The sequence below is a fragment of the Hydrophilobacter chitinilyticus genome, assembly GCF_049860745.1.
Classification (GTDB): domain Bacteria; phylum Pseudomonadota; class Gammaproteobacteria; order Burkholderiales; family Burkholderiaceae_C; genus Rhodoferax_B.
In genome coordinates, this window is record NZ_CP187561.1 from 5,957,737 (window position 1) to 5,973,875 (window position 16,139).

The window sequence follows — 16,139 nt, forward strand, 5'->3', positions numbered from 1 at the left end:
GCAGCCAGCTATCTTTTCTGATTCAAGCCGCCAAGGCTTCGGGCTGCCGCTCCAGCAGCGCCCAGATCTTCGGCAGCGCCTCTTCGGTGGCGCGCCGCCCGGCCTCCACCAAGTACGGCATGGCCTCGGTATCGAACAGGCTCACGCGCCGATCCAACTCCGGAAACACCCGCAGCAGCCGCATGCCCCCGGCCTCGGCCGCGTTCAGCCGCGCGTGCATCAGGTTGTTGTTGAGCGATGAGTTGAGCTGCGCCAGCAGGCGCGAAGGGCCGTTCACCACCTTGGGCATGGGCGCGTTAAAGCCCAGCGCGATGACGTAGCGCGCGTCGCTCGCGGCCACCACGGGCAAGGGGTCGGACACATAACCGTCGATCAGCCGCCGCCCGTCCACCATCTTGGGCGCAAACATGAAGGGCATGGCCACGCTGGCGCGAATCGCATCGACCACGCGGCCCTTGTCCAGCACCACGGGCTGGCCGGTGGCCGCTTCGGTGGCGCTGATGCGCAGGGGGATAGGCATGTCTTCGAGCCGCGCGTCGCCAAAGCCTTCTTGCAGGCGTGTCTCGATCAGGCGCGAGTAGCGCAGCGAGAAGTCGGGGTTGAAGCGGCACAGTTTAGGCCACAACATTTGCGGCACCGCCTGCCAACGGCGCTGGCGCGTGAGCTCGGCCGTCCACAGCGAGGTGGACGCGCGAATGGCGTCCGGCACGGGCCGCTCTTCGGCAATCACCGCCGCAAAGATGGCGCCTGCGCTGCAACCCACCACCAGGTCGGGCGCAATACCTTCGCGGCGCAGCACATCGGCCATGCCCAGCGCCGCAATGGCGCGCACGCCGCCACTGCCGAGCACCAGGGCGATCTGGTGACGGTGGCGCATATGGCTGACCAGTAAGGGGTTAAGCATGGGGCGCGCTCCCGGGGTGCGCGTCGGCGCCGGGTACGGGAGGCAATGCGGACAAGGGCATCAGCGGCGCAGGCTGGCTCATCCAGCGCCACAACCGCACCGCCGCCTGCGCGGGCCGGTGGTGACTGGTGGCACGCGCGGTCTGCGCCGCGTGGTGCCGAAGCGAGACTTCGGCATGCACCAGGTTCTCATCCTCTGGGTCGGGGGTCACGCAGAACTGGCAGCGCCGCATCAGCGCCAGCATGCGCCGGTTGTGCGCCAACACGTCGCCATGCAACCAGTGCAGACCGGCTTCACTGGCAGCGCCCATCAACGCCAACATTGCGCGCGTGCCCAGGCCCATGTGGTGCCAGCGGTCGTCCACCATCAGCGCGAACTCGGCGCTGCCGTGCTGTGCATCGGTGTCCAGGTCAGGATCTAGGTCAGTGTCTAAGTGGTAGCGCGCATCGGCCACGACCTGCTCGTGCGCGCCATGCCCCGTGGCAATCACAAACGCCACGTGGCGCTGGTAGTCCACATGCGTCATCTCGGCCAAGCGTGATTCGGTGAGGTGGTGCACCCCGCCATGAAAACGCTGCCCGCGTGCCTCGGGCGAAAGCCGATCCACCAAGTCGCCCAACAGCGGGCCATCTTGCGGCAACACCGGGCGAAGCGTCAGCCGCGTGCCATTGCGAAGCGTCCACACGTCGATTTGCGTGGTCGGGTAACGGCTGATGTGAAACTCTTCAGACGCAGCAGGGTGCGAGGACATGAACGGACTCCCCTTCGGACGAACTCCGGGCTCCCGCCACGCCTTCAGCGCGGGGGGAGAGATGTCATCAGGGTAAGAATCTGTTGTCTGACGAGATACGGTGGCGGTACCTCAATTTGGGTGCGCGACTACCTAAATTTGACTGGCTGGATATTCGACCCTGTCAGGGATCTCGGTGCAGAACTTGAAATGTCGCGGCAGTCGCGAAGCAGACGTTTGTCGCTGCCTAGTGAATGTCTGAGTCGGGCCCGAACCGGCTGTACAGGTTTCCCCAATGCAGTCACTCGAATCTGCTTATGTCTTATCCGGCCCGGAAGGCCGGGCAAAGAGCACTCCGCATTTCATGCATTTCTTTGGACGAAGTGCTGACATTGCACAGGCATTACATCCCCCCAACATTGAAGTGACTAAATCAACGACGATTTCACAGTAGCAATCAACCCATTTCTGGGTTAAGGCAAATCGCGGTCAGGCTGCTTTCTTGCGTCTATGTGGTACTCGTCTGGACAAGACTGTTGGCTTCAATCGACCTCAGAGCTACCGGGCACCGTCCGGCTTTCAATCCAATGCGAGCCCGCTCCATACACTTGGTTGGCGGCATCACAAAGCACTTGCATATCTCTCAAGGACTTTCGCGACAACGGTCGCCAAGCGCCACAGGGGTGAATGCGATGCGCGTAGTTTTCATCGTGCTCGATAGAGGGCAGCCAACAGATGCGGATTTCCTTCATAGCTTGACCTAACAGGCTGCTTGGATCTATAGGAATTGGCGTTAAATGGTTAAGGCAAATTGTTGCGCTTGCAAAGTAGGTGCGCAAGCAAAACAGAAAAGCGGACGCGTCATCCCCCTGCCAGAAGCAGCAGCTAGCATGGGGAGTTGGTGGTCGCAGCAACGGTAGGCGCCTGCGGCGCCTAAGACACGCAGTCCGCCACCAACAGCGAAATCGGAAATAGCGGGAGAAAACTTTCAGTGCGCCCACCCCGTTCTAGCCGTGTGAGGCCACACAAGGAATCGGCGCCGCGCGCTCGACAGGGAGTAGAGCTAGCTTGTCTCGGGGCTTTGCGCCGCTTTCAGCGTTGCCCACCCATCCGATGTGATGGCCAAGACTCTCGCAAATTGGTGTTCCGACGTCGTCGCTGGCAGCAACACTGCTACGTGACCCGATGCACGCAACACCCTCAGCTTGTCTATTTTCGCTGGGTCTTCAATCGTCATAGGCAGAGTCTGATTCGATATCTCGCGTAGCAATTCAAGCGGCATGATTTGTCCCTCCCTCCTGGGGTGACGGGATGTATGTGTTTTGGTTGCGAATACTAACTGGCGGCTGGGAAGAGAGACTTCCGTCCCTAACGTCCCGCAGTCCATTTTTGCTTTAACGAATTTCAATTTTTCGACCAGAGTCCTGTCGTGACGGTGGCGCCAAAAAATGTACTTTCAGAACGCCATTTTCAAACGAGGCTTCTGCGGTGTCTAAATCGACTCCGTCGGGCAACGGGATCGACCGAGAAAACCCGCCATGTGTGCGTTCCGCGTAAAAATACCCATTGGGCTCACCGCCACTCTGGACATTCGAACTACGCTCGCCCTGAATGAGCAAATGGCCATCGTCCACACTGATCCTGACATCTTCCTTGTTTAGCCCGGGAAGGTCGGCATGGATATGAAGCTTTCCGTCCCGCTCAAATACATCGACCTGAGGCACCCACGTCTGTCGCGTGTCTGCTTCACGGTTGCGCCCTAAACCGCGACCTCCGCTCCAAAATCGACCTAGAAGCCGGTCCATGTCATCGTCGATCCGAGCCATCAGCTCAAGCGGACTGTGCACGCTCTGCCAAAGCGACGTTTGCCGATCTGCCGGGCGCCGAGGCAGCTTGATGCCATCTTGCTGTCGATTGTTGGTTGTGTCTTGATATTGGGTATGGCTTTCTTTGCCCCCGTCTTGTTGCTTTGAATCCATGATGCACTCCTTCTGCGGACTATGGATGAGCAAATTTTTTTACAGAAATTTCGCTTCCGCTGTAGGACAAATTTGATTGAAGGTATCTGGCGCAACGAGGAATCGAACCGCCTCATGGACGCGCCCCAACACTGTTACACCGCTTGGAATTTGCCCCACTCCGGGATCAGATCTGTCTTACAGAAGTAGTCTCACACCCCTCTATAAATCGTGAACACACAAATCCCGTGTGCAGCTTATTTACAGAAAGGAGCTGGAGCATGCTTAGTCAAATCGACCCGTTTGCCCCCCGCGAAAATCTCACAGAGCAACGCGACTCGACGTCAACTCAAGCTCTGTTGCGACGTGCGATTCGACACCAAGCGCAGATGTTTCAAGGTCTGCCTGGCGTTGATGTTGCCTTCGCAGGCGCGACCGCGTTTTCGCACGGCGACCTGACGAACAGCGTCGATTTCCAATCGCAAGACTGCCGCGCTGAGGCTGTGCCGCAGTGAGGGCAAACCGTTAACAAACCCACAATTGAGGAGCAATGAAATGGGCTATCGAGACAGTGAAAACAACAATTTTTCCCGCCACGGAACGCGCAGTGATTTCGACGACACGCGCTATGGCGAGCGTTTCCAACGCGAAGGCTACGATCGAGGTGAACCACGTGGCGGCTGGCGTCCAGACTGGGAGGACCGCTCGGACAGAACGGGACCTTATGGTGTCGCGCGCGGATTCGGCGGATATGGCGGCTACGGAGAAAACCGCGGTGATGACTACGGTTACCGTCCCTCATTCGACCAAGAGCGCTTCAACTCCCAAGACCGCTACCAAAATTCAGACCCATACCGCGTTCGCCGGCAGGGAGCGTTCCCTGGTTCCGATCCTTCTGAAGCCGAACTATTTGACCGGCAATCCCGAGCCTATGGCCGCGACGAACCTCGCCGCGACACCTTCGACAACGGTCGCGTCGGTGGTCAGTACTATGGTCGTCAGCAGCACCATGATCCCGACTACAAACAATGGCGGGAAGATCAAATGCGCCGGCTGGACGAGGACTATGACTCGTGGCGCCAAGAGCGATATCAAAAATTCAGCGATGACTTCAACACCTGGCGCTCGTCCAAGAGCCAAGCAGACAGCGCTACAGGCAAGAACCAGTCCACTGCAGCCAACAGTGGCAACAACTCGGCAACGGGAAAAAATAAAGATACAAATTGACCCATAACTTTCCCGTTTGTATCGACCTCGGCCAGACCTACAGGTCTGGCCGCTTAGCCTATGACAGAGTACGGCCGCCTTTACCTTGAGGAATCAACGCGCATAAGTACGGAAGAAACCGTCGTTGTCTCCGAGCAAAATTTCTGTCCCGAGGCATATTCGCCAAATTTAAAAGACTAAAGTGGAGGACTGCACCAAATGTCGGCTTCTGGCCGACTACAGTAGTCCGCACACTTTAGTTGAAAGTCTGCTTTAACTGGCGAATACGCAGTCACCTACGGACGCAAAGGGGCGACCAAATCTGTACGTAAAAAATGCAGCATGCACCGCTACGCCTCAAACCCACCGCCTCACAAACTCCCAAAAACCGACCCCATCCACATCTCATTCAGATCCGGAAACCGCCATTCCGCCGGGTCTTCCCGGCGCACGATCTTGTCGCGGCAGTCGGCGGCCGAAAGGTCGATCAGCTTGGGCATGATGCGTTTTTCTGTCACGGTGGAGTAGAACGCTCGCACGCGCGGGGCCATCAGCGATGAGGCGCTTTGCTCGATGACGATGGCTAGCAGGCCTGAGGCGAGCCGGACCAGAGAGCCGGTAGGAAAGATGCCCACGCTTTTGACAAACGCGTGGAACACTTTCTGGTCGAAGTGGCCGGGTGCCCACTCGGCCATTTTGCGCAGTGACTCCGCGGGGTCCCAACCGGCTTTGTACGGGCGGTTGGAGGTGATGGCGTCGTAGACGTCGCACACAGCACCCATCTTGGCGTAGAGGCTGATCTCTTGGTCTTGCAGACCTTTGGGATAGCCCGAGCCGTCCACTTTCTCGTGGTGGTGCAAACACACATCCAAGGCCACGGGGTCCACACCTTGCGCATCGCGCAGCATGTCATAGCCCAGTTGCGGATGGCCTTTGATGGTTTGGTATTCGGCGTCGGTCAGCTTGCCGGGTTTGTTGAGCACATGCATGGGCATCTTCAGCTTGCCCACATCGTGCAGAAGGCCGGCGACACCTGCCGAATGCACCTGCGCGTTGTTCAGGCCCAGTTGGCGCGCCAGCACCACCATCAAGGCGCATACGGCCACGGAGTGCATGTAGGTGTAGTCGTCTGCACTCTTCAGGCGGGCCAGGCTGATCATGGCCGCGGCATTGCGGGTCACCGAATCAGAAATCTCTGCCACCAAGGTCTTCACCTGTACAGAGTCGATGGCCCTGCCCATACGCGCCTCTTGGAACATGTGGGTCACCGCCTGTTTGGACTGGGCGCAGATCTTCGCGGCTTTGTGGACCTCGCGTGCCAGCGCCACCGGTTCATTGCGGCGCCGGTCGAGGTCGGCCAGTTGCCCCAGTTCGCTTTCGACTTGCACTTCGACCTGCGCTTTGGTGACCGAGGGTGTGCCGGCTGGAACGTCAACACCTTTGGCCACATCGATCCAGACTTCGCGCACGCTGGTGCTGAGGATGCGGTCCAAGTCTTTTTGACTGGTCAACACAAAACCAGAGCGCCAAAAAGGATGCTCTACCCATGCGCCGCAAAACTCCTCTATGTGCATGCCCAATCTGAGTTGTTGGACGCTGATTCGTTTGAGCATGTAGGGGGATCGGCCTGCGATTGCGTTAGAAACATTTGGCTACGCAACCAAATTTATCTGATAACCGTCGGCGCTGAAAGCAAAGAAAGCCCAGATTCGTTGCTTTTGTGATGGATGGTCATCCAAACAAGTGGGCAGGCGTTCTCCGCGTGGCTTGAGTTGTTCAATCATCCACCGGCACCAAACAACGCCTGGCCATGGCGAGCCTTCCACAAGCGGCAAAAGCCGGCCCCTAGAAATCACGCGCCCCACAAGATAGAGCGGCGGCGCCCATTTGGGGCACTGGAGCAGCCTACGCGCTAGCCCGGATCCAGCAAACCCGCATGCCGCGCTTGTGCCACCAACGCCACGCGATGTGACACGCCCACCTTGGCCAGCATGCGCGACACGTGATGTTCAATCGTGCGCTCGGAGCGGGTGAGTTGCTGTGCGATGTAGGCGTTGCTGTGGCCTTCAGACAGCAGGTGCAGGATCTGCAATTCACGCGCACTCAGGCCCATGGGGTTGCTGCGTGCCGCGCTGTAGGGACCACGGCGAATGCCGCGCAAGCCGCGTTGGCGGGCTTCGGCGCGGGCGCGGCTCTCGGCCGGATGGGCACCGATGCCGGCCCACAGCGTGATGGCTTGCTGCACGCCCTCCACACCACCGCCTTGCATGAGGTTGTAGGCCTGCTCATACGGCGCGCCAGCCGTGGCCCAGTAGGCGGCGGCGCTGGCGTGGTCGCCCGCCAGTTCGAACGCGTAAGGCGTGGCGACATTTGCGTAATGCGCCTGCTCGGACTGCGGCAACGCCACACCCAAACGTTGCGCCCCCGTGCGCAGGGCGCCGATGAGCCAGGGGCTGGTTTCAAAGCCGCGTTGTTGCCAGGCATGCTGCAACGTGGCTTGCGCGGCGGGCAAGTCGCCCTGCAGCAACTGCGCCTCAGCCAACGCCACACCGGCAGGCAGCAGGTAGTGCGGACTGAAACCCAGGCTCATGGTGTAGCACTGCTGCAGCAGCGCCAGCCCGCCAGGCGTGCCACTGCGGCTGCGCGCCAGGCCAGCAGCCAGCAGCAGCGGCCACTGCATGGCTGTGGGCGGCCCGTGCAGGCGTGGCAACACCACATCGGCGCGGGCGATGGCTTCGGCATAGCGGCCACGCACCAGCGCCACATTCGCCTGCAGGCCCAGAAAGTAGTGCTGGGTGTAGCCGCTATCGCGCAAGCGCGACAGGGCTTCGGTGCACACGGCCTCGGCGGTGGCCAGCTGGTAGTGACGCAGGCTGGATTCGGCCAGGTGCAGATAGGCAGTGAGTTGCGGCTTGAGCGGGCTGGCCTCATGCAGCTGAGCCAGGCTGTTGCGTAGCCGTGTGGCGCCCTCGTCCATTCCCGCTCGCGACAGCGCGGCGCCGGTGATGGCCAGGGCATGGGTTTCGGACGCGGTGCTCACGTCGGGGTGGAGCTGCCGGCCCAGGGCCATGGCGCGGTCGCCCCAGGTCAGCGCCTGCGCGGTTTGCGAGGCTTCCATGTAGAAGTGGGCGCGCTGGTTGTAGGCCTCGACCAACACGGCCGACGCAGCACGCACATGCAGGCGGCTGGTTTTCAGCAGATGGATGGCTTCGTCTACGCAACGCAACGCGGCGTCGATCTGCCACAGCGCGTGGAACATGTCGGCCAGTTGCTGCAGCGCGCCGGCCAGGCGCTGGGTGTTGCATTCGGCACGCCATAAGCTGATGGCGCGCTCCATGGCGTTCACCGCTTCGGCATTGGGCCCGGCGGTGGCGCACACGGCGCTGGCCCAGCCCTCCAAGATGTGCGCCTGCAGCGCGGGCAAGGCTTGCGCCAAGTACGGCAGCGCAGCGGCGTAATGGGCCACGGCTTCGCTGTGCGCGCCATGGCGGCTGGCATCTTGTGCGGCTTTGGGGGCCAGGGCCAGCACCATGTCCGACAAACCGGCATGCGCCGCGTGGTGCACCAGACGGGCGTTCGACATGTGGGGTTGCTGCAGCAGCAGTTCCAACACCGCCGCGTGCAGCGCGCGTTTGCGTTGTGGCAGCAGCGTCTCTTCTACCGCCAGGCGGGCCAGCTCGTGACGAAAGCGCAGGCCAGCATCGTCTTGCAGCAGCACACCGGCGTGGATGCAGGCGTCTAGCGCATCGGCACGCTGCAAGGCCTTGCCTTTGGTGAACAGATGCCCCAGCAGATCGACTGACGCCGCTCCAGGAACCACGCTCACCAGTTCACACACGCGCCGCGCCATCTCGGGCAAGGCATGCACGTGGGTGAGCACGGCTTCGCGTACCGAGGTCGGCACCAGCACGTTAGGAAAGGCCAGCACTTCAGAGAGGTAAAACGGGTTGCCTTGCGTCAGCTCGTACAAGTGTTCGGGGGTGCGCGGGTCGTGGGTGGCCAACGCGGCCACCGCCGCGGGCGACAGAGGCGGCAGGGTGATCCGGCTGGTGCTGGCCGGCGGTAGCGCGGCCAGGCAGCGTTGCAGGTAGGAGCCGTTGTGGCCCGGCTCGTCACGGTAGGTCAGCACCAACAGCGCAGGCAGGCGCGCCGCGCGGCGGCCCAGCAACTGCACCAGGTCGAGAGTGGCGTGGTCGGCCCAGTGCAGGTCTTCAAACACCAGGAGCGTGGGCTGGCGGCTTTGCAGCAGCAGCGACTGCAGCGCGTCCAGAATGGCGGCGGCCTGGGGCGTGTCTTGCAGCGCCTGGGCCAGAGCAGGCGGGCTCAGCACGGCCATGTCGTACAAGGGGCCGAGCGGGCGCGGGGTGCTGAGCGCCTCGCAGCCACCCCACAACACCTGCAAACCCTGGGACGGGCCGCCTTTCGGGCCTTGCGACAAGGTCGCCGCGCGCACCTGGTGCACAAAAGCGTCCAGCAAACTGCTTTTGCCAATGCCCGGCGCCCCCTCTAGCAACACCGTTTGCCCTTGGCCGTCACGCGTGCGGCTCAACGCCTGGTGCAGTTCGTCCAGCGCGGCGTCGCGTTCGAGCAGGGTGATGGGCATGGGAAAACCGGAGGCTCACTGACCAGGACGCACAGGCCAAGCCTGGGACTGTGCAGCGGAATGATGCTCAGTGTTTGCCCGGGGTGCAAGGTCATCAGACAACCGGCTGACCAATGGCCGCCACGGATGACATGCTTTTGATGCCGTTAACGTAATAGCTGCATACGGCGACAGCTACAAAATGAGTAGTACTTACCGCTAAGCCATGGCGGGATCACAACGTCCCAGCGGATCCAAAATGACTTGCAAGTGCGCCTCAGCCAAGTGCGGACCAATACGGTCGCCCAGGTCGCGCACGGCGGTGAACTGGCCGTCGAGAAAGATAAACGTCAGGCCTTCGGCGATGTTTTGCAGCGCGGCCTCTACCGTGACCAAGCCGTGGCCGCTGGTGTGGTTGCCGTCGAGTTCGTAGGCAAAGCCATCACCCTGCTCGCGCAGCCAGCCCAGGTCGATGACCTTGTGGCGCACGTTGCTGGCGTACACACGCCCTTGGGTGGCAAAGAGGGTGAAGGTTTGAGGAGGATGCTGCTGAACGGCAGCGGCGGCACGGGCCATGGATGGTCTCCTATGGTGTGTAAAACGAAGAGGCAGAGCCGCCATCGTAGGCCGCGCACCCGGCCCGCCATGTAGGAGAAAGCCGCTGATCTGTATTTGCGATGTATGCGTTCTATCGCAGCAACGCCTGTCGCAGCAAGCGCGCGGCACGGTCGCGGATGCGGCCGGGTAAATGCTGTGCGGGTTGCGGACGGCTGCGCGAGGCGCGTGCAGCGCCCAAAAAGTCGTACAGGATGGCGGTGTCGTCGAGCGTGTCTTTTTGATCGCGCTTGTGAAACTCGGGGTGCCATTGCGTGGCGGCAATGTAGCCTTTGTTCAGCCCATCGCGGCGGCGGATGGCTTCGGGCACGCGGTCAGGCAGGCTCCAGGCCTCGACCTGAAAATCGGGCGCAAGGTCTTTGATGCCCTGGTGGTGAATGCTGTTGACGCGCGCACGCTTCACCTCGGGGTAGAGCGAGGCCAGGCGCGTGCTCTGCACGATTTCAATCTCGTGAAAGTTCTGGTCGTAGGTCACCGGGTCGCGGTGGCGCAGCGAGCCCTCCACCTGCGTTTCAATGTCTTGGTAGAGCGTGCCGCCAAAGGCCACGTTGATGAGTTGCAGGCCACGGCAAATGCCGAAGATGGGTTTGCCGGCTTGCGCAAAGGCCTCGACCACCGCCAGATCGTAGAGGTCGCGCACGCGGTCGCCTATCCAGGCGTCTTGCAGGGGTTCTTCGCCATAGGAGCCGGGCCATACGTCAGCGCCGCCGTGCATCACCACACCGTCCAACCACTCGGCGTAGTGGGCGAGTGTGGCGTCACCGCGCGCGGTCTCACCCGTGGGGCACGGCACCATCACCACCATGGCGCCGTACGACATGATCCAGTGCGCGATGGACTGCTCGACATACTGCAGCGTCTTGCCGGTGAACAGCGAACGCGTAGGGTCTGCGTGGGAAAAACAGGCGGACAAACCAATCTTCAGCCGGTGAGCACTCATCTGGAACTTCCCGTGTAGCGTTAACAAACAGTTTAGGGTGAGGCACCCTTTGCTGCAATTGGTTCAGTCAACGTTGTAACGCTGCGTCAAGTTGCGCAACGCCGTCACCATCGCGTCGACCACCGGCGCCCAGTCGCCATTGGTACTTTGACGAAACAGCCGCATCACATGCGGGTACCAGGGAGAGTCGGTGCGGTCATCCAGCCAGCGCCAATCGGTTTGGTAGCGCGGCAGCATCAACCAAACGGGTTTGCCTAAGGCACCAGCAAGGTGGGCCATGGCGGTGTCCACTGCAATCACCAAGTCGAGTTGCACCACCAACGCCGCAGCATCGGCAAAGTCGCGCATCTGCGGGCCGAGGTTCAAAACGGGCAGGCCCGCCGGGGCATGAGCCGCTTCGTCTTCACCTGCGCCTTTTTGCAGGCTGATGAAATGCACACAGTCGATTTGACCTAATGGCGCGAGAAGCGAGAGCGCCGGCAACGAGCGGTCAGCATCGTTCTCGAACAGCGGGTTGCCCTTCCACACCAGGCCGACGCGCAGGCCTTTAGAGGGCAGATATGCAGCCCAGTGCGCCAGCAACGCGGGCTCGGCGTGCAGGTAGGGCAAGGTAACGGGCGTGTCAATGCGCGTGGCCAAGAGATAGGGCAGGCTGAGCGGCGGCACCCAGTAGTCAAAGGGCTGATCGCCGGGCAGGTCCTCGTCGAAAGCGAACACCTCGTCCACCCCCGTCATGCGGCACATCAGCCGTTTCAATGCGGGGTGACACAACAGGCCCACCTTGGCCGCCCCTGCGGCCTTGAGCTGCGCGGCATAACGGCAGAACTGGATCATGTCGCCATGGCCGGCTTCAAAACCGATCAACACACGGCTGCCCTGCAGGGACTCGCCTTGCCAGCGTGGAAAAGGTAGGCGAGCCTCCAATGCTGCGTACCAGTCGCGTGCTTCCATGCCCATCCAGCCCTCGCTCCAGCGGCCTTGGCGCAGGTGCAGCACGCCACGGTTGAACAAGGCTTTTTCGTAAGCGGGGTTCAACTTCAAGGCGCGCTCGTAGCAGGCCTCGGCTTCATCGTCCTGGCGGCGGGCGGCGTAGAGCGCGCCAAGGTTGGACCAAATACCGGGCTGGTCCGGCGCCACACGCAGCGCTTGCGCGTAGACCATCTCGGCTTCATCGAGCCGCTTTTGCCGCGCCAGCAAACCACCCAGATTGAGACATGTCGTGACCAGTGCGGATTGGCCGGGATGCAACGCCAGCGCGCGGAGATAACAAGTTTCAGCCTCGGCATCGTCACCGGCGCTCTCGCGTATCAGGCCGAGATTGACCCATGCTTCGACCATGCCGGGGTCTTGGCCCAGCGCGGCGCGGAAGTGCTGCTCGGCTTGGGCCAATTCGGCGCGCAATTGCTGTTTGGTGTTTTCTGCCTCGGCGCCCGTCATGGCCGAAACACCGGCCGCAAAGGCCGCCTCGCCGGGGGTTGCAGGGGCGTGGCTCATGGGCACAGCAGGCCTCGTCCTACGGCCAGACGAGCCGGTGTCGGAGCCGTCTGGGTGCGCCTCGCTGGCCGCGCGGCGCTGCGGTTGTTTCTAAGCTGGAGGTACTCAAACTCTAAGGAGTCGGCCATGTTGATCGCGAAAGAAAGAAATGCGTTGTATGAAGCGCATTGTGATGTGTTGGATTCAGAATTCTTTAACCGCCCCACGTGGCGCACTGTAGCGGTGGGCTGTGTGATCGCCTTGGCCGCTTTATCGGCCCGCGCACAAAGCTCGCCCCAGGTGCCATCCAACATGCCGGGAACGGCGGGCATTGATGCCTCAGGCAACACACAGTTGGAACGTAGTGCATGCTTGAACGGCCAAACCCAGCAAGACCAGGCGACCTGCTTGCGCGAGGCCAACAACGCCGCACAAGACAAAAGCCAGGGCAAGCTCACCACCGAAGGCCCTTTGGGCGCCAATGCGGTCAAGCGCTGCGAACCGCTGGCAGCCAATGACCGCGCCGCATGTGAGGCGCGAATTTTGGGACAGGGCAGCACGGCAGGCAGCGTAGCGGGTGGCGGCTTGATTCGCCAGGCCGAAACGGTGGAAGTGCCTCCTGGTGCTTCGTCCATCACGATTCAGCGGCAGACCAACGGCCCGTTGATTGCGGTGCCTCCATCAAAGTAAAAGCGCAAGCGCTGCAGCTTCTCATGGGCATCTCATGAGATTGCTGGCTGCGCTGACTGGCGGCTCCGCAGCTTTATGTTGAACTGCACTTTGACGCGCGGCGACGTGTCAACCACACAGCGGTCACCCAAGCCCACAAAGCCAGGCCCCATACCCACGATGTGGCGCCACCTCCACCGCCGCCACCGCTGCCACTACCGATCGTGGTGGTTGAACTCACGACCGTACTGCTGCTTCCACCGGTGGAGACCACCGTGACGGTACTTTGCGCCGACCGGCCCACGGAATCGGTGACCGTGAGGCTGAAGGTGAAACTTCCCGCCGTGGCGGGCAGCGTGATCGACGCCACGGCCGTGTTGGCGTTTTGAATGGCAACGGCCGCTCCAGACACCTGAGCCCACTGGTAACTGCGCAAGCTACTGCCACTGACGGCCGTGCTCAGGCTGCCGTCGAGTTGCACCGTTGTGCCAACCGGCACGCTGGCGATCGGCGCAATCACAGCCGCTGTGACAGAGCCGCCGATTGCGGCAGCCACCGCCGCTGCACCATCCAGCAAGCCTGCACCGCAGGTGGTGGTGGTGCAATTGCACGCCACATTGCCTGCCGCACTGCACGACGCGGCACCCGGTACCACCACATGAGGACGAGCCGTTTGCTTCAAGAGCAGCACCAGTTGGTCAGGCGTAAGGCTGGGGTTGACTGCCAGCATCAGCGACGCCACGCCTGCCGCCTGAGGCGCCGAAAAGCTGGTGCCCAGGTATTGCGAGTAGCTGTCGGTGGTAGGCCCTTGTGTGCCCAGATTGCCGAGGGAATAGATCGGCTGACTGTTGGTACCACCCGGCGCAATCAGCGCTACCGCCGAGCCGTAATTGGAATACGACGTCTTGCGCCCATCGGCCTGTGCAGCGCCCACTGCAAGCACGCGTTTGCAATCAGCAGGCCTGGAAGGCGCCGCTGACTCATTCCCGGCAGCCACCACCAGCAACGCACCCGCGTTGGTGATTTCATTGATCACATCTTGGTAGGCCGTAGAACAAGCCTGGTCACCGCCAAAGCTCAGGTTGATCACACGGGCGGGGTGGGTGTTAGCGGGCACGCCGCTCACCGACAAGCCCGCCGCCCAGCGCAAGCCATCCAGCAAATCACTGAGCAACGCGCCACACTTGCCCGCCACCCGCACCGGCAGCACAGAGCCCACCCAGTTAAGGCCTGCAATGCCCTGGCTGTTATTGGTGACAGCCGCAATCTGGCCAGTAATAAACGTACCGTGCCATGAGCTGGCCTCGACATCGCACGAACCAAAATGCGCGGGGTCGCTGGTGCGATCGGCTGCGGTGACCCAGTCGCCGGGATCGGTGGCATCGGCGTCACGGCCATTGCCATCGTTGGCATAGGCGGCATCGCTCACAAAGTCATAACCGGGCAACACACGGCCGGTGAGGTCGGGGTGGGTGAAACGCACACCTGTGTCCACCACGGCCACCGTGATGGCGCTACTGCCGGTGGTGGTGTCCCAGGCCAGCGGCATGTTCATGCCGGCAGCCACCACCGTGGGCGACTGCAGGTGCCACTGGCTGCTGTAGCCGGGGTCATTGGGCACGTTCAAACGTTTGATACGCACATCCGGCTCTACCGCCAACACGTCGGGCTGCAGGCGCAAGCGCGCCATCGTGGCCTGCAACTGGCTGCCAGACTCGGCGCTGGCCAGTTGCAGCAAGTGGTGGCCTTGGCTGCCCACACTGCGTTCACCCTGCGGTACCACACCGGCCGCGCGCACGGCATCAATCAAACGCACACGTGCCGCCGCGCTGCTCTCGCGCTGGGCGGAGTCGGAAGCGGACGCAGCCACCTGCGGCTTGAGCTTGATGATCAGCCCTTGCACGGGCTCGGAGTTGGACTGGGCAAACGCGGAGCCAGCCAGTAGCGCCATGGCGCCCAACACAAAAGTAAAACGACGGTTCATGACGCAATTCTCTGGAACTTTGACAATGACAGTGCAGTCAGCCTATATAACGCATCCTGCCACAAGATCGTAAAGCGACGTGCACAGAGATACGCTCTCGATCAGCAGAAGAAAAGGTGAATTCCATGCCTCATCCCACGCCAGATGCTAGTCGCCGACCGTTTCAGCCACCAACGCCAGCGCGCGCACGTTGGCCACTATGGGTGGGCGCCGCGATCGTACTCGCCGCCGCAGGCTTTGGCTGGCAATGGTGGCAAGCGCGCCAGCAACCCGCACCACCACCCATGGCCACTGTGCCCCCAGCGCCACCGCCTGCTGCACCCGCCCCTGAAGTGGCCGCCTCGGGCCCGCAAAACCCGGTGGACACATTGGCTCCACCCGAACAGGGCCTGCCTGCGTTGGCCTCTTCAGACGGCAGAGTCACCGAAGCATTGAACGGCTTGCTTGGCGCTCCCAACGTCAAGAAATTTTTGAGCCTGGAAGGCTTTGTGCGCCGCTTGGTCGCCACGGTGGACAACCTACCGCGCGAACACGCCCCCACGCTGATGTGGCCGGTGCAAAAAACACCGGGCCGCTTTGCCACGCAGGCTGTGGCGGAAACGCAAGTCATCGCGGTGGACAACAGCGCCCGCTACGCGCCCTTTGTGGCGTTTGCAGAGCAGGTCGATCTGGAAAAAGCCGTGGCGCTCTATGCCGGGCTGTATCCGCTGTTCCAGCAAGCGTACGAAGAACTGGGCTACCCAGGCAAATACTTCAACGACCGCTTGGTGGCGGTGATCGACCACTTGCTGCAGGCGCCCGAGCCCACCGCATCGATTCAAGTCAAGCTGGTGGAGGTGAAGGGCGACGTGCCGTCCCAGCAGCCATGGGTGCGCTACGAGTATGTAGACCCGGAGTTGGAAGCACTATCAGCCGGGCAGAAGATAATGGTGCGCATGGGCCACGTACACGAACGGCAGTTGAAGGCACGCTTGACGACGCTGCGAGCGCTACTGGTCAAGGGCAACGTGGGTGGCGCAGCCGCCAAACCCGCTGTGGCCGCTTCCAAGCCCTGAACTGCAAAACGGCTGGCCGCCAC

The 16,139-nt window shown here is 61.8% G+C and carries 13 protein-coding genes; 4 read left to right on the forward strand and 9 right to left on the reverse strand.

All coding sequences use genetic code 11. From position 1 onward, the window contains the following. Nucleotides 1-22: 22 nt before the first annotated feature. The 3 genes from ACPWMG_RS26695 to ACPWMG_RS26705 form a co-directional block, all read right to left on the reverse strand. Nucleotides 23-904: a patatin-like phospholipase family protein gene (locus ACPWMG_RS26695; protein WP_483302491.1), complete on the reverse strand. Its 882-nt coding sequence runs from the start codon at nucleotides 902-904 to the stop codon at nucleotides 23-25. Then, a complete protein-coding gene (locus ACPWMG_RS26700) occupies nucleotides 897-1,655 on the reverse strand; it encodes a GNAT family N-acetyltransferase (RefSeq protein ID WP_483302492.1) in 759 nt (252 codons plus the stop codon). Before ACPWMG_RS26700 ends, ACPWMG_RS26695 begins: the two co-directional genes overlap by 8 nt. A gap of 1,373 nt (nucleotides 1,656-3,028) precedes the next feature. Further along, complete coding sequence (locus ACPWMG_RS26705) at nucleotides 3,029-3,613, reverse strand: Hsp20/alpha crystallin family protein (protein WP_483302493.1); 585 nt, start codon at nucleotides 3,611-3,613, stop codon at nucleotides 3,029-3,031. A 260-nt stretch (nucleotides 3,614-3,873) separates the two neighbouring features. Here ACPWMG_RS26705 and ACPWMG_RS26710 point away from each other — a divergent pair, with 260 nt between their 5' ends. After that, entirely contained in the window at nucleotides 3,874-4,107 is a 234-nt protein-coding gene (locus tag ACPWMG_RS26710; RefSeq protein ID WP_483302494.1) for a hypothetical protein, read from the forward strand. A 40-nt stretch (nucleotides 4,108-4,147) separates the two neighbouring features. After that, nucleotides 4,148-4,819 (forward strand): hypothetical protein, encoded by a 672-nt coding sequence (locus ACPWMG_RS26715; RefSeq protein WP_483302495.1) that lies wholly within the window; start codon nucleotides 4,148-4,150, stop codon nucleotides 4,817-4,819. A gap of 350 nt (nucleotides 4,820-5,169) precedes the next feature. Here the strand turns inward: ACPWMG_RS26715 and ACPWMG_RS26720 are convergent, their stop codons facing one another. The 5 genes from ACPWMG_RS26720 to ACPWMG_RS26740 form a co-directional block, all read right to left on the reverse strand. After that, complete coding sequence (locus ACPWMG_RS26720; RefSeq protein WP_483302496.1) at nucleotides 5,170-6,411, reverse strand: cyclic di-GMP phosphodiesterase; 1,242 nt, start codon at nucleotides 6,409-6,411, stop codon at nucleotides 5,170-5,172. Nucleotides 6,412-6,710: 299 nt separating this feature from the next. Next, nucleotides 6,711-9,401: an ATP-binding protein gene (locus ACPWMG_RS26725; RefSeq protein ID WP_483302497.1), complete on the reverse strand. Its 2,691-nt coding sequence runs from the start codon at nucleotides 9,399-9,401 to the stop codon at nucleotides 6,711-6,713. Between the two features lie 198 nt (nucleotides 9,402-9,599). Next, nucleotides 9,600-9,956 (reverse strand): hypothetical protein, encoded by a 357-nt coding sequence (locus tag ACPWMG_RS26730; protein ID WP_483302498.1) that lies wholly within the window; start codon nucleotides 9,954-9,956, stop codon nucleotides 9,600-9,602. 112 nt (nucleotides 9,957-10,068) lie between these two features. Then, a complete protein-coding gene (locus tag ACPWMG_RS26735) occupies nucleotides 10,069-10,935 on the reverse strand; it encodes a gamma-glutamyl-gamma-aminobutyrate hydrolase family protein (protein ID WP_483302499.1) in 867 nt (288 codons plus the stop codon). 63 nt (nucleotides 10,936-10,998) lie between these two features. Continuing rightward, nucleotides 10,999-12,429: a tetratricopeptide repeat protein gene (locus ACPWMG_RS26740; RefSeq protein ID WP_483302500.1), complete on the reverse strand. Its 1,431-nt coding sequence runs from the start codon at nucleotides 12,427-12,429 to the stop codon at nucleotides 10,999-11,001. A gap of 126 nt (nucleotides 12,430-12,555) precedes the next feature. Between ACPWMG_RS26740 and ACPWMG_RS26745 the strand changes: the two genes are divergently transcribed. Beyond that, the gene (locus ACPWMG_RS26745) at nucleotides 12,556-13,098 is read left to right on the forward strand and encodes a hypothetical protein (RefSeq protein ID WP_483302501.1); all 543 of its coding nucleotides are present in this window, start codon (nucleotides 12,556-12,558) and stop codon (nucleotides 13,096-13,098) included. Nucleotides 13,099-13,171: 73 nt separating this feature from the next. Here the strand turns inward: ACPWMG_RS26745 and ACPWMG_RS26750 are convergent, their stop codons facing one another. Beyond that, nucleotides 13,172-15,061: a S8 family peptidase gene (locus ACPWMG_RS26750; RefSeq protein WP_483302502.1), complete on the reverse strand. Its 1,890-nt coding sequence runs from the start codon at nucleotides 15,059-15,061 to the stop codon at nucleotides 13,172-13,174. 125 nt (nucleotides 15,062-15,186) lie between these two features. Here ACPWMG_RS26750 and ACPWMG_RS26755 point away from each other — a divergent pair, with 125 nt between their 5' ends. Continuing rightward, complete coding sequence (locus tag ACPWMG_RS26755) at nucleotides 15,187-16,116, forward strand: DUF3014 domain-containing protein (RefSeq protein ID WP_483302503.1); 930 nt, start codon at nucleotides 15,187-15,189, stop codon at nucleotides 16,114-16,116. The last annotated feature ends 23 nt before the right edge of the window (nucleotides 16,117-16,139 follow it).

Bases quoted from the DNA above. Each gene is read 5' to 3' on its own strand.
- ACPWMG_RS26705 (WP_483302493.1), bottom strand. From the start codon at position 3,613: ATGGATTCAAAGCAACAAGACGGGGGCAAAGAAAGCCATACCCAATAT.
- ACPWMG_RS26750 (WP_483302502.1), bottom strand. From the start codon at position 15,061: ATGAACCGTCGTTTTACTTTTGTGTTGGGCGCCATGGCGCTACTGGCT.
- ACPWMG_RS26720 (WP_483302496.1), bottom strand. From the start codon at position 6,411: ATGCTCAAACGAATCAGCGTCCAACAACTCAGATTGGGCATGCACATA.
- ACPWMG_RS26755 (WP_483302503.1), top strand. From the start codon at position 15,187: ATGCCTCATCCCACGCCAGATGCTAGTCGCCGACCGTTTCAGCCACCA.
- ACPWMG_RS26735 (WP_483302499.1), bottom strand. From the start codon at position 10,935: ATGAGTGCTCACCGGCTGAAGATTGGTTTGTCCGCCTGTTTTTCCCAC.
- ACPWMG_RS26710 (WP_483302494.1), top strand. From the start codon at position 3,874: ATGCTTAGTCAAATCGACCCGTTTGCCCCCCGCGAAAATCTCACAGAG.
- ACPWMG_RS26715 (WP_483302495.1), top strand. From the start codon at position 4,148: ATGGGCTATCGAGACAGTGAAAACAACAATTTTTCCCGCCACGGAACG.
- ACPWMG_RS26725 (WP_483302497.1), bottom strand. From the start codon at position 9,401: ATGCCCATCACCCTGCTCGAACGCGACGCCGCGCTGGACGAACTGCAC.
- ACPWMG_RS26700 (WP_483302492.1), bottom strand. From the start codon at position 1,655: ATGTCCTCGCACCCTGCTGCGTCTGAAGAGTTTCACATCAGCCGTTAC.
- ACPWMG_RS26740 (WP_483302500.1), bottom strand. From the start codon at position 12,429: ATGAGCCACGCCCCTGCAACCCCCGGCGAGGCGGCCTTTGCGGCCGGT.
- ACPWMG_RS26695 (WP_483302491.1), bottom strand. From the start codon at position 904: ATGCTTAACCCCTTACTGGTCAGCCATATGCGCCACCGTCACCAGATC.
- ACPWMG_RS26745 (WP_483302501.1), top strand. From the start codon at position 12,556: ATGTTGATCGCGAAAGAAAGAAATGCGTTGTATGAAGCGCATTGTGAT.
- ACPWMG_RS26730 (WP_483302498.1), bottom strand. From the start codon at position 9,956: ATGGCCCGTGCCGCCGCTGCCGTTCAGCAGCATCCTCCTCAAACCTTC.